Here is a 12,350-nt window from a genome sequence, read left to right as displayed (position 1 = left end):
GTTGACCAGGGCGCGGGCGCCGGGGAAGGGGGCGAGGGAGCGGGCCATGGCGGCGCCGAGCTTCCCGGGCTGCCGCGAGGCGCCGATCACGACGACGCCCTCGGGCGCCAGGAGCGGAGTCAGGTCCGTGGTCATGCCTCGCCCCTCACTTCCCCGGTGGAGGCCACCAGATCGGCCCGCCCCGACAGCAGCAGCGTCTCCGCCCGGTCGTCGTCCATCGCGTCCTCCACGATCAGCGCGGGCACGCCGTACACCAGCCGCGCCTGCTCGGCGAGCAGCGAGCGGGTGAGCGGGGTGCCGTCCTGGACGGCGACGAGGTCCGGCGGTACGTCCCCCCTCAACGCGGCGGCCAACTGCTCGTACCGGGAGGGGAGTTCGGCCTCCGTGTCCGGCGCGGTGAGCCACAGACAGCGGGAGCCCTCGCCGCGCAGGTGCGCGAGCTGGGCCGGGGTCAGTCGTCGGCCGTCGAAGTCCATGAACGGGGTGTCGAGAGGAGCGGCACCTTCGTGGGCGAGGCGCCAGTCCCGTACGACCGTGTCGACGAAGTCGGGGTCGCGGCGGGCGATCCGCTCCTTGCCGATGCTTCGTGAAATGAAGTGGAAGGCGAACTGGGTGGGCCGGAACGCGTCGTGGTAGCGCCCGAAGTTCTCCCACCAGGACAGGCTGGGCCGGGCGGCGCCCTGGATCTTCTCGACCGAGGGGCGGCGGGCGGCCTCGTACGCCTCCAGGGCGGTCGGCAGGTCGTCGCGGTGGGCGAGGAGGGTGTCGGCGAGGGCGACGGCGTCCTCCATGGCCATCTTGGTGCCGGAGCCGACGGAGAAGTGCGCGGTGTGGGCGGCGTCGCCGAGGAGGACGACGTTGCCGCTGTGCCAGCGGTGGGTACGGCGGGTGCGGAAGTTGCCCCAGCGTGAGTTGTTGACCAGCAGTTGGTGGCCGTCGATCTGCTCGGCGAAGAGCTTCTCCAGGTAGTGCCGGGTCTTCTCGTCGCTCGGGCCCGGCGGTTGCGCGGTGTCGAACTCGTCGAGGCCAGCGCGCCGCCAGGACTCCTCGTCGGTCTCCACGATGAACGTGCTGACCTCGTCGCTGATCGGGTAGCCGTGCACGGCGAACGTGCCGTGCGGGCCGTGCTCGTGGACGAAGGTCAGACCGTCGAAGAGGTAGTCCGTGCCGAACCAGATGAACTTGGCCGTCGCGACCTCCACCTCGGGCACGACGATGTCTGCGAGCCGGTCGCGGAAGCGGGAGTTGGCGCCGTCGGCGGCCACGATCAGGTCGTAGGCGGCCAGCCACTCCGCATCGGCGGGGACCTCCTCGCCGAACCGGAGGTCGACGCCGACCTCCTCGGCCCGGCGGTACAGGAGCTGGAGCAGGGTCTTGCGGGTGATGGCGGCCATGCCGTTGCCGCCGCACCGGACGCGCTGTCCCTTGAGCCGCACCTCGATGTCGTCCCAGTGCCGGCCGTGGTCCGCGAGCGCGGTGCGCAGCACGGGGTCGGCCTCGTGGATGGCGGCCAGGGTCGCGTCGGAGAACACCACGCCGAAGCCGAAGGTGTCCTCCGGGCGGTTCCGCTCGAAGACCGTCACCTCGACCGACGGATCGGCCTGCTTGATGAGCGCCGCGAAGAACAGCCCGCCGGGGCCGCCTCCCACGCAAGCGATCCGAGAAACCATGGCCTCCGCCTTCACGTTCGAGTACAGGCCCAGACTCAGGCCCGCAGGCATCCTGTGTCAATGGATACACGGGCGTCAATAATTTGTCGCGCATTCATGGCCGTGGCGGCACGGGAATGACTCACTCCGGCAACGGCCGTCCGTGTGACATAGTCGTTTCCGTGAAGCCTCGATCGATTGTCTTCGACCTGTTCGGCGACTACGTCCGCTACCGCGGCGGTGCCGCCCGGATGCGCACGCTGAGCACGCTGATGGGCTGCTTCGGCGTCGGTGAGAGCACCGTGCGCGTCGTGCTCGCCAGGCTGCGCAAGGAGGGCTGGTTCGATGTCCGACGCGAGGGCCGGGAGACCGTCTACGCGCTGAACAAGCGCAGTCTCCAGCTTCTCGACGAAGGCCGTACCCGCATCTTCGACCGGGCGCCCGCCGACTGGGACCGGCACTGGTACATGGTCATCTACTCGGTCCCGGAGACCGAGCGCGGTGTGCGGGACCGCATCCGCAAGGAGCTGGCCTGGCTGGGGTTCGGCCCGCTGGCACCGTCCACGTACGTCTCCCCGCACGACCGGCTCCAGCAGGTCCGGGAGAAGTTCGCGGACGAGCCCGCCGTACGGCTGGACACGCTGCGCTGCCAGTCCGGCGGGCTGCCCGTCGACCGGGAGATGGCGGCGCGGGGCTGGGACCTCGACGGGCTCAACGAGGACTACCGGGACTTGCTGCGCACGTACCGGGGTCGGCTGGCCTCGTACCGGGCCGGGCATCTCAGTCCCGAGGAGGCGCTGGTCGAGCGAATGCGGCTGACGTACGACTACCGCCAGTTCCCGTTCCGCGATCCTGACCTGCCGACCGAGCTGCTGCCGGCGGGGTGGGTGGGGCATGAGGCGTACAAGATGTTCATGGAGGCCCATGATGTGCTGGGGCCGGCGGCGGAGTCCTACTACGACGAGGTGGTCGGCAGTCGCACGTGAACCCGGCGTTGGGAGCGCCGCCGGATCTGCCTGGCTATGCCGTCGGGCGGCTGCTGCGACTTCGTGGCTGGTCGCGCATTTCCCCGCGCCCCAGCTCCCGCGATGCCTCCGTCACCGTCGTCTGCAGTTCTCGGGTCACCTCGGCCACGTGGTCCGGGGTGCCCAGGCTTTCCGGGAGGACGACCGAGATGGCCAGGGGCAGCGGGTCGCCGGCGGCGAAGACGGGGGCCGCGATCGAGATGATGCCCGGGATGACGCTGCCGCGGGTTTCGGCGTAGCCCTTTTCGCGGACCTGTTCGCGGGTGGCCGCCAGGCGCTCGGTGGGCCAGTCGGTCTCCTTGCCGCGCAGTTCGTCGCGGAGCACCTCGTCGGTGAGGCTCTCGGGGAGATGGGCGAGGAAGACGCGGCCGACCGATGAGGTGACCAGGGGCAGCGTCGCGCCGACGCGCACCGTCAGGGGCAGGGGGCGGGTGCCGTACGCCCAGCTGACGACGATCGGGCCGCGGTCGCCCCATACCGCGAGGTTCACGGAGTGGCCGGTGCGGTCGCGGAGCCGCATGGCGTGGCCGCCGACGACCGCGACCTCGTTGGTGCGGCGCAGCGCCTCGGCGCCCATGCGGCGCATGGTGGCGCCGAAGTCGTAGAGGCCGGACGCGGCGTCCTGCGAGGTCAGGCCGATGCGGCCGAGGCTGACGAGGTAGCGGTGCACCTTGCTGGGCTGCATCCCGCTGGCCTGCGCGATCGCCGACAGGCTCAGTGCGCCGCCGCCGCTCTCCAGGGCCAGCAGGACCCGCATCGCGGTCTCGACGGACTGGATGCCCTGCCGTTCCCCGTTGGTCCCGTTGCTCTCGTTGGGCTCAGTACTGGTCACGGCACAGCCCTCTCCCCTGCCTGCGGTTGAACGCGATCAGCGTAGCGGCGCGACGAGCCGACCAGCGTCTTCAAACAGATCTTACATTCACTATTGCGGAACACGTTACGTTCTGGTGAACTGCGCACCGGTGGCGCTCACCGCCACGCCGGCTGCTCCCCCGTCGCACCGACGGCCCGCTCGCAGCCACCGTCGAGCCGCTTCTGTCAGCGCACACGCCAGCGCTCCCCCGTGCCCGGTCACTCACACCCGACCCGCACCGCACCTCCCTCACCCTCGCTCTCCGCCTCCACCCCGCTCCGCCCGCACCTCCCCTCGCCGCACCGGCGATCCCCCGAGGAGAACTCCGCAATGAAGCTGATCGGCCTCGAAGAGCACTTCGTGACCCCCGACCTGGTGGGCCATGGCGCGTCCACCGCCTCCATCGCCCAGCCCCAGGCGTGGGCGGAGGCCTCCCGCCGGCTCCTCGACCTCACCGAGGAACGCCTCGACGACATGGACGCGGCAGGCCTGGACATGCAGGTGCTCTCCCTGAACTCCCCCGGCCTCCAGGCGGAGAAGGACCCGGCCGCCGCCGTACGCCAGGCGATCACGGTCAACGACTTCCTGACCGGTGTCATCGCCGAGCACCCCGACCGCTTCTCCGGCTTCGCCGCCCTGCCGCTCCAGGACCCCACGGCCGCGGCCGACGAGCTGGAGCGCGCGGTCACCCAGCTCGGGCTGCGCGGCGCGCTCGTCAACGCGCACACCCATGGCAGGTACCTCGACGACCCCGCCCTGCGGGTGGTCTGGGAGCGCGCCGAGCACCTCGACGTACCGCTGTATCTGCACCCGGCGAACGGCGTGGACACCGCGCATGTGCTGTCCGGCCACCCGGAACTCGTCGGGCCGATGTGGAGCTGGGGCATCGACACCGCCACCCACGTGCTGCGCCTGATCTTCGGCGGTGTCTTCGACGACTTCCCGAAGGCCAAGCTGCTGCTCGGCCACATGGGAGAGGGCCTGCCGTTCGTGATGTGGCGCATGGACTCCCGCTGGGACTTCCACGCCCACCACGGCATCGAGCTCAGGCGGGGCCGCCCCTCGGAGTACCTCCGGGAGAACCTCTACATCACCACGAGCGGCGTCTGTTCCTCCGCGCCGCTGCTCACCGCGCTGCTGTCGATGGGCGCCGACCACATCCTCTTCGGCACCGACTACCCCTTCGAGGACATCGAGACGGCCACGAAGTTCCTGCGGAGCGCGCCGATCAGCGACGCCGACCGGCAGAAGATCGGCCACCTCAACGCCGAGAAGCTGCTCGGCCTCGCCCCGACCCCGGCACCCGCGTACGCCGGTGTCTGAGCACAAGGGGACCCCCATGTACGACGTCGCCGTCATCGGGTACGGCCCCGTGGGCATGGTCACGGCGGCACTGCTCGGTCAGGCAGGCCACGACGTGATCGTGCTGGAGCGCTACCCCACCCTCTACAACCTGCCGCGCGCCGCGATCTTCGACGACGAGACGATGCGGACGTTCGACCGCCTCGGTCTCTCCGAGACCCTGCTGCCGACGCTGCACGTCCAGCGGAACTACGAGTGGCGCAGCGGCGCGGGCGAGCTGCTCATCGAGCACGACTTCGCAGCCGTCGGCGGCCAGGGCTGGGCGGAGTGGTACATGATGTACCAGCCCTATCTGGAGGACGCCCTCGACGGCCTGGTCCGTGGTCTGGAGAACGTCCGGATCCGGATGGACTCCCGGGTCACGGGACTCCACCACACCGATCAGGGCGTGGACATCCAGGTCGAGGGGGCCGACGACGCCGTCTCCGCCCGGTACGTCGTGGCCTGCGACGGCGGCAACAGCTTCACCCGCACATGGCTGGGCATCGGCCAGGAGGACCACGGCTTCTCCGAGCCGTGGATGGTCTGCGACTTCCGCCTGACCGAGGGCGGCGGCGCGGACATCCCCAAGGCCCGCCAGGTCTGCGACCCGAAGCAGCCGATCTCGATCATCTCGCTGGGCCCGGAGCACCACCGGTTCAGCTTCATGCTCGACTCCGAGGACTCCTTCTCCGTCGAGCGGGAGCCCGACCGGGTGTGGGCGAGGGTCGCCGCGTACGTCGACCGCTCGCAGGCCGAGCTGATCCGCGTCGCCACGTACACCTTCCGCTCGCTGGTCGCGGAGCGATGGCGCAGTGGCCGGATCCTGCTGGCCGGGGACGCGGCCCACCAGATGCCGCCGTTCCTCGGGCAGGGCATGTGCTCGGGCATCCGGGACGCGCAGAACTTCGCGTACAAGCTCGACGCGGTGCTGCGCGGCGCCGACGACGCGCTGCTCGACACGTACCAGAGCGAGCGTGAGCCGCATGTCCGGGCCATCATCACCAAGGGCATCGAGCTGGGCCGGGTGCAGACCATGCGCGACCCGGTGGCCGCCGCCGAGCGCGACGCCCGGCTGATCGCCCAGCGCGAGGCGAACGGGCGCCCGGAGAAGATGCGGTTCCCGGGGCTCGGTCCGGGGCTGCACGACGCGTCCCCGCAGGCAGGGCACCTGATGCCGCACGGCCGGGTCGAGTTCCAAGGCACCGAAGGGCTGTTCGACGCCGTACTCGGCCGGGGCTTCCTCCTCCTCGTCGACGGCCGCGACGGCACCTCGCTCGACGCCTCGGCCCTGACGGAAGCGGCCCGGCTCGGCGTCGCCGTCCACCACCTCACCGATCGTCGTCTCACCACCGAGGGGTTCACCGATGTCGGCGGCGTCTACGGGCGCTGGTTCGACGAGACCGGCCGCGCCGCCGTTCTGTGGCGGCCCGATTTCTACATCCTCGGCACCGCGGACACGCCCTCCGGCGTCCCGGCGCTCCTGAAGACCCTTGCCAACGCAGTAGAGCCGATGCAGGCTCCTGCCACCGTCGGAGAAAGGATCCGGCCATGACCGCTCCCTCTGTCATACGCCCGAGAGTCACCAGAGTGCCCACGAACACCTTCATCCTGGTCGCCGCCTGGATCGTCTCCTCCCTGGAGGGCTACGACCTCGCCGTGTACGGCGTCACCGTCCCCTCCATCCTGGGTGACCCTTCACTCGGCATCGACAAGGCCGAGGCGGGCACGATCGGCTCGCTCGTCGGCATCGGAATGCTGATCGGCGCGGCCTTCGCCGGAGCCCTCGTCCACCGCACCGGTCCCCGCCGACTGCTGCTCGCCGGGACCGCCCTGTTCACGGTCGGCATGGCGATCTGCACGGTCGCGGGCGGTGTCCCGTCCTTCGGCGCCGGACGCCTGATCGTCGGGCTCGGCCTGGGTGTCGTCCTGCCGACGATCAACGCGTACGTGGCCGACCTCAGCGACCCGGGCCGCCGCAGCCGCAACGTCGCCCTGATCATGAGCGGTTATGCGGCCGGCGCGCTGCTGTCCCCGCTGCTCGGCACGGCCCTGCTCCCGGACGTCTCGTACCGGTGGCTGTATGTGATCGGTGTGCTCCCGGTGTTCCTGGCCATCCCGCTCGTGCTCCGGCTGCCGGAGAGCCCGTTCCACCTGCGTCGTACCGGCCGCGCCGACGAGGCGCGCGCGGTGGAGGAGCGACTCGGGCTGACACCCGCCGAGGACGCGCCGACGGCGGACCCGGGCCGCTGGCTGGGTCTCGGCTCGCTGCTGACCGGTGGCCTCGCCGTCTCGACCGTCCTGTTCTGGGCCATGTCCTTCTGCGGACTCCTGCTGGTCTTCGGCATCAGCACCTGGCTGCCCAGCATCATGCAGGCCGCCGGTTTCTCCCTCGGCTCGGCGCTGCTGCAGACGGCGGCCATGTGGCTGGGCGTGGGTGTCGGGGCGATCGTCGGTGGCCGGATCGCGGACGCGCTGGGCGCCAAGCGGGTCGTGGTCGTCGCCTTCCTGGTCGGCACGCTCAGCCTGATCGCGATGAGCACGCGTCCGCCGACGGCCGTGATGTTCGTGCTGATGTTCATCAGCGGCTTCGGCTTCATCGGTTCACAGATCCTCGGCAACGCGTTCATCGTGACCCGCTACCCGGACGCCGTACGCGGCAACGGCCTCGCCTGGGCCCTGTCCATCGGCCGGTTCGGCGCGATCGTCGGCCCGTCCCTGGGCGCGTTCGTCCTGAGCTCGGGCGCCGACATCTCGTGGGCCTTCTACGCCTTCGCCGTCCCCGCGCTCGTCGGGGCGTTCGCGGCGGGTGCCGTGCCCCGGGCCCGGACGGTGGCCGCGTGACCGCTTCCGTGGTCTACGAGTCCTGGGGTCAGCGGGTCGTCTTCGGCTCCGGCACCGCACGGGACGACGTGGCGGCCGCGGTCACCGGGCTCGGCGCGAGCCGGGTCCTGGTGATCGCGGCCGACGGGGAGCGGGCACTCGCCGAGGACATCTGCAAAGACCTGCCCGTCGTGGCGGTCTTCGGCGAGGTCCGCCCCCACGTCCCGGTCGAGGTCGCCGAGGCCGTACGCGCCGCAGCCCGCGAGCACGAGGCCGACCTGCTGCTGAGCGTCGGAGGCGGCTCGACCACCGGCACCGCCAAGGCGGCCGCGCTCACCACCGGGCTCCCGATCCTCGCCGTCCCGACGACGTACGCCGGCTCCGAGGCGACCCCCGTGTGGGGCCTCACCGAGGACGGCCACAAGCGCACGGGCGTCGACCCGAAGGTGCTCCCCCGGGTCGTCGTCTACGACGCCACGCTGATGCTGTCGCTGCCGACGCGGCTGTCGGTGACGTCGGGTCTCAACGCACTCGCCCACTGCGTCGACGCGTGGTGGGCGCCCCGGCACAACCCGATCAGCTCCGCCCTGGCCGCCGAGGGCGTCCGGTCGCTGGCGTCCTCGCTGCCGCGCATCGTCGCGGACGGCCAGGACGTCGCGGCCCGGCGCGACATCCTCTTCGGCACCTATCTCGGAGCGGTCGCCTTCGCCGGGGCCGGTTCGGGGCTGCACCACAGGGTGTGCCACGTCCTCGGCGGCGCGTACGACCTCGAGCACGCCGCGCTGCACTCGGTGGTCCTGCCGCATGTGGTCGGCCTCAACCTGCCGGCCGCACGGGAGGCGGAACGGTGGCTGGGGGCGGCGCTCGACGCGCCCGCCGATCCTTTCGGGGCGCTCCTCGATCTCTACACGAGGCTACAACCCCCGTGCTCCCTGGGCGAGTTGGGCCTCGTCGAGGAGGAACTCGACCGGGCCACCGACCTGGTCATGACCCAGGTGCCGGACTCCAACCCGCGCCGCGTGACCCACGACGAGATGCGCGCACTGCTGGGGCGGGCGTGGCGTGGGGACGTCCCGGTGCAGGTCCCTCTCCTCCCCGGGACGGAGATTCACCGATGAATGAGCAACGCCTGACCGACCAGGTCGTCGCGAGCTTCGACTCCGCGAAGGACGACCGTTTCCGTGAGCTGATGCAGGCCCTCGTACGCCACGCGCACGCCTTCGTGCGCGAGACGCGGCTCACTGAGGACGAGTGGAACGCGGCGATCGGGTTCCTGACGGCGGCCGGTCACCTCACGACCGACACCCGCCAGGAGTTCGTCCTCCTCTCCGACGTCCTGGGCATCTCGATGCTGACCGTCGCGGTGAACGAACCGGGCGACGGCGAGGCCACGGAGTCCACGGTCCTCGGCCCGTTCTTCGTCCAGGACTCGCCCGCGATCGAGCCCGGCGGGGACATCGCGGGCGGTGCGAGCGGCGAACCGTCCTGGGTCGACGGCCGGGTCACCGGCCCCGACGGCACCCCCGTCGCCGGAGCGCGCGTCGAGGTGTGGGAGGCCGACGACGACGGGATGTACGACGTCCAGTACGACGACGGCGGCGGCGAACTCGCCGGGCGCGCCCACCTGTTCACGGACGCGGAGGGCGGCTACCGGTTCTGGGGGCTCACGCCCACGCCGTACCCGATCCCGGACGACGGCCCGGTCGGCCGACTGCTGGACCACGCCGGCCGTTCCCCGATGCGGGCGCCGCATCTGCACTTCAAGGTGACGGCGCCGGGTTTCCACCCGCTCATCACGCACATCTTCGTCGCGGGCGACTCCTGGCTGGAGCGGGACTCGGTGTTCGGGGTCAAGGAGTCGCTCATCCGCCCGTTCGAGCGCCACGAGGCCGGAACCCCGACGCCGGACGGGCGTCGGATCGACGGCACCTGGACCTCGGCGACCTTCGACATCGTGCTGAAGAAGGAGTAGCCGTTCCGGTTTCGTGAGCGGGCCGGTCGGCCCGTGGGGGTCCGCTGGTAAAATGGGGGGCACGCTTCGACACCGCCGGGGCCCGTACCGAGGGGTACGGGCCCCGGCGCGTTCCGGGCGCCACTCCAGGAAAGGTTCCCCCTTGCACGCGAAGCCGTCGTCCATCCCTGAGCCCCAGAGCGAGTCCCCGGCACCGGAGGCGGCTTCCCGGGAGCTGCCGCCGGCCGAGTCGTTCGACGCGCTCGGCCTGCCGCCGGAGCTGCTGCGGACCATGACCGAGCTCGGGGTGCGCGAGCCCTTCCCGATCCAGGCGGCGACGCTCCCGAACGCGCTCGCCGGACGGGACGTCCTCGGCCGGGCGCGGACCGGCTCGGGCAAGACGCTGGCGTTCGGGCTCGCGCTCCTGGTCCGGACGGCGGGGCGGCGGGCCGAGTCCAAGCGACCCCTGGCGCTGGTCCTGGTGCCGACCCGGGAGCTCGCGCAGCAGGTGGACGACGCGCTGACGCCGTACGCACGGACCCTGGGGGTGCGGCTGGCGACGGTGGTCGGCGGGCTGTCGATCAACAAGCAGCAGGCGCTGCTGCGAGCCGGTGCCGAGGTGGTCGTCGCGACACCGGGGCGGCTGGCCGACCTGGTGTCGCGCCGGGACTGCCACCTCGACCAGGTCCGGATCACGGTGCTGGACGAGGCGGACCAGATGTGCGACCTGGGGTTCCTGCCGCAGGTGTCGGAGATCCTGGACCAGGTCCGCCCGGACGGGCAGCGGCTGCTGTTCTCCGCCACCCTCGACCGCGAGGTCGACCAGCTGGTCCGCGACCACCTGCACGATCCGGTGCTCGCCTCCGTCGACCGGCTCGCGGGCTCGGTCACCACGATGGAGCACCATGTGCTGAACATCCACCCCGCCGACAAGTACGCCACAGCGACCGAGATCGCCGCGCGGGACGGCCGGGTGCTGATGTTCCTCGACACCAAGGCCGGGGTGGACCAGTTCACCCGCCATCTGCGGGCCAGCGGCGTACGGGCCGCCGCCCTGCACAGCGGCAAGTCGCAGCCCCAACGCACGCACACGCTCGGGCAGTTCAAGGACGGCGCGGTCACCGTGCTGGTGGCCACCAACGTCGCGGCCCGGGGCATCCACATCGACGCGCTCGACCTCGTCGTCAACGTAGACCCGCCCGCCGACGCCAAGGACTACCTGCACCGCGGCGGGCGCACGGCGCGCGCCGGGGAGTCCGGCAAGGTCGTCACCCTGGTCACGCCCAACCAGCGGCGTGACGTCAACCGGATGATGTCCGAGGCCAAGATCCGGCCGACGGTCACCCAAGTGCGGTCCGGCGAGGCGCAGTTGACCGCCCTCACCGGAGCGAAGCGGCCCCCGACCGACACGAGGTCCAGCGGGAGCAACGCGCCCTTCCGTGGCCTCGGCACCCGGCCGGGCCGCCCCGCGAAGGAGTCCCGCAAGGCCGCCGAGGCCCGGAAGACGGCGGAGGCCCGCGCGGCGGCCCGGGTACGCAAGGGGCGCTGACGCCTGCGCACCGGTGCGCACGGTGCGCTGAGCTGCGGAGGCCGCGGACCGACCGGGGCGCTCAGGAGCCGGGCGCGAGGCCGAGGGCCGTGAGGGCCGCCGTGCCCGTGGCGGTGTGCTCTCCTCCGGCGAGGAGGAGGGTGCGGGCCGACTGGTAGGGGCAGCCCGCCGCCTCGAACGCCGTCGCGGCGGCGAGCTGGCCGGGCAGGTCGCCGTCCAGGAGCGCCTGTGCGCGGTCCAGTTGGGCGGTGGCGACCGGGTTGCCGGCGACCAGGCGCCGGACGGCGACGACCCGCGCGCGGGCTTCCGGGTGGCCTGCGAGGACCGAGGCCTCGGCGCGCAGACCCACGTACCAGTGGTGCCAGATCCAGGAGACCCACTTCCACACCTGGTCCGGTTCCGGTGCGACCCGTGCCAGGGCCGCGTCCGGGTCGCCGTGCTGGAGGAGGACCATGGCGTCGAAGACCGCGCCGTAGCCGTGGTGGTGCTCCGCCGCGGTACCGGCCTCCGCGACGACCCCCAGCCAGCTCTCCCGCGCCGCCCGGTCGCCACGCAGACCGTGGATCATCGCGACGCCCGCGGCGGCGGGACCGAGGGAGTACGACCGCTGCCGGCCGCTCCGGCGCCATGCGTCGAGGAAGCCCTCACTGCCGGTGAGTACGTCCTTGCCGTTGCCCGCGAACGCGTCCGCGACCATCAGCCAGGACGTGGCGTGGTGTGCCACCTCGGCGAACAGGGGGTGGTCGGCGAGCTGCCTGCCCCACCGGCGGGCCTGCGACAGCTCGCCCACGCCGAGGGCGGTGCCGGCGGCCATGGCGAGAGCGTCCATCAACTCCTGCGTGGCGGCGGGGGTGTGCGGCAGCGGGGTGAGGATCTCGATCCGGCGCCGGGCGGCCGCCGCCGCACCGAACGAGTCACCGGCCCAGGTCCGGGCGCCGGACAGCGCGTCCAGAGCGGCGGACTCGGCCACCGGATCGCACGCCGCCCGAGCCAGCCGGACGGCCCGCTCGGCACACTCGACCGTCTCCCGCGCACTGTTGTCGACGTCCCCCTGCACGGCCCCGAAGGCATCCATCACCACGGCTGCTTCGGCGAGCGCGAGAGCGGCGACGACGGAGACGTCGGCGGCAACTGCCGGCTCGGGCGAGGGGGTGGGGGG

General features: G+C 71.9%; 9 protein-coding genes and 1 pseudogene. 7 read left to right on the top strand and 3 right to left on the bottom strand.

What is annotated here, in order from left to right:
* Positions 1 to 131 precede the first annotated feature (131 nt).
* A complete protein-coding gene (locus tag P1P70_RS30225) occupies positions 132 to 1,649 on the bottom strand; it encodes an FAD-dependent monooxygenase (RefSeq protein WP_319243349.1) in 1,518 nt (505 codons plus the stop codon).
* A 182-nt stretch (positions 1,650 to 1,831) separates the two neighbouring features.
* On the opposite strand from P1P70_RS30225, the gene P1P70_RS30220 reads away from it, so the two are divergent.
* Positions 1,832 to 2,635: a PaaX family transcriptional regulator C-terminal domain-containing protein gene (locus P1P70_RS30220; RefSeq protein WP_319243346.1), complete on the top strand. Its 804-nt coding sequence runs from the start codon at positions 1,832 to 1,834 to the stop codon at positions 2,633 to 2,635.
* A 34-nt stretch (positions 2,636 to 2,669) separates the two neighbouring features.
* On the opposite strand, the gene P1P70_RS30215 is transcribed toward P1P70_RS30220, so the two are convergent.
* On the bottom strand, positions 2,670 to 3,506 hold the full coding sequence (locus tag P1P70_RS30215; RefSeq protein WP_319243344.1) for an IclR family transcriptional regulator: 837 nt from the start codon (positions 3,504 to 3,506) through the stop codon (positions 2,670 to 2,672).
* 351 nt (positions 3,507 to 3,857) lie between these two features.
* On the opposite strand from P1P70_RS30215, the gene P1P70_RS30210 reads away from it, so the two are divergent.
* Genes P1P70_RS30210 through P1P70_RS30185 form a run of 6 tightly spaced genes read left to right on the top strand, consistent with a single transcriptional unit; the run spans position 3,858 to position 11,191 of the window.
* Positions 3,858 to 4,850, top strand: a complete 993-nt coding sequence (locus P1P70_RS30210; RefSeq protein WP_319243341.1) for an amidohydrolase family protein — start codon at positions 3,858 to 3,860, stop codon at positions 4,848 to 4,850.
* Positions 4,851 to 4,866: 16 nt separating this feature from the next.
* Positions 4,867 to 6,423 carry a bifunctional 3-(3-hydroxy-phenyl)propionate/3-hydroxycinnamic acid hydroxylase gene (locus P1P70_RS30205; RefSeq protein ID WP_319243339.1) on the top strand — a complete coding sequence of 519 codons (1,557 nt, stop codon included), beginning with the start codon at positions 4,867 to 4,869 and terminating at the stop codon, positions 6,421 to 6,423.
* Positions 6,424 to 6,458: 35 nt separating this feature from the next.
* Positions 6,459 to 7,712, top strand: coding sequence for an MFS transporter (locus P1P70_RS30200; RefSeq protein WP_319243336.1), 1,254 nt, complete (start codon positions 6,459 to 6,461; stop codon positions 7,710 to 7,712).
* Positions 7,709 to 8,809 carry a maleylacetate reductase gene (locus P1P70_RS30195; protein WP_319243333.1) on the top strand — a complete coding sequence of 367 codons (1,101 nt, stop codon included), beginning with the start codon at positions 7,709 to 7,711 and terminating at the stop codon, positions 8,807 to 8,809. The genes P1P70_RS30200 and P1P70_RS30195 overlap by 4 nt, the downstream gene beginning before the upstream one ends.
* The gene (locus P1P70_RS30190; RefSeq protein WP_319243331.1) at positions 8,806 to 9,663 is read left to right on the top strand and encodes a dioxygenase; all 858 of its coding nucleotides are present in this window, start codon (positions 8,806 to 8,808) and stop codon (positions 9,661 to 9,663) included. The genes P1P70_RS30195 and P1P70_RS30190 overlap by 4 nt, the downstream gene beginning before the upstream one ends.
* Positions 9,664 to 9,715: 52 nt before the next feature.
* On the top strand, positions 9,716 to 11,191 hold the full coding sequence (locus P1P70_RS30185) for a DEAD/DEAH box helicase (RefSeq protein WP_413471579.1): 1,476 nt from the start codon (positions 9,716 to 9,718) through the stop codon (positions 11,189 to 11,191).
* A 61-nt stretch (positions 11,192 to 11,252) separates the two neighbouring features.
* Here P1P70_RS30185 and P1P70_RS30180 read toward each other — a convergent pair.
* A pseudogene (locus tag P1P70_RS30180) lies at positions 11,253 to 12,350 on the bottom strand (ATPase); the annotation flags it as partial.

Source organism: Streptomyces sp. MB09-02B, assembly GCF_033794485.1.
Lineage (GTDB): Bacteria > Actinomycetota > Actinomycetes > Streptomycetales > Streptomycetaceae > Streptomyces.
The sequence above is the reverse complement of the archived record's forward strand: the minus strand, read 5'-3'. Positions and strand labels throughout refer to the sequence as shown.

Coding starts and splice junctions, on each gene's coding strand:
- P1P70_RS30210 (WP_319243341.1), top strand. CDS start 3,858: ATGAAGCTGATCGGCCTCGAAGAGCACTTCGTGACCCCCGACCTGGTG.
- P1P70_RS30205 (WP_319243339.1), top strand. CDS start 4,867: ATGTACGACGTCGCCGTCATCGGGTACGGCCCCGTGGGCATGGTCACG.
- P1P70_RS30190 (WP_319243331.1), top strand. CDS start 8,806: ATGAATGAGCAACGCCTGACCGACCAGGTCGTCGCGAGCTTCGACTCC.
- P1P70_RS30185 (WP_413471579.1), top strand. CDS start 9,716: ATGGGGGGCACGCTTCGACACCGCCGGGGCCCGTACCGAGGGGTACGG.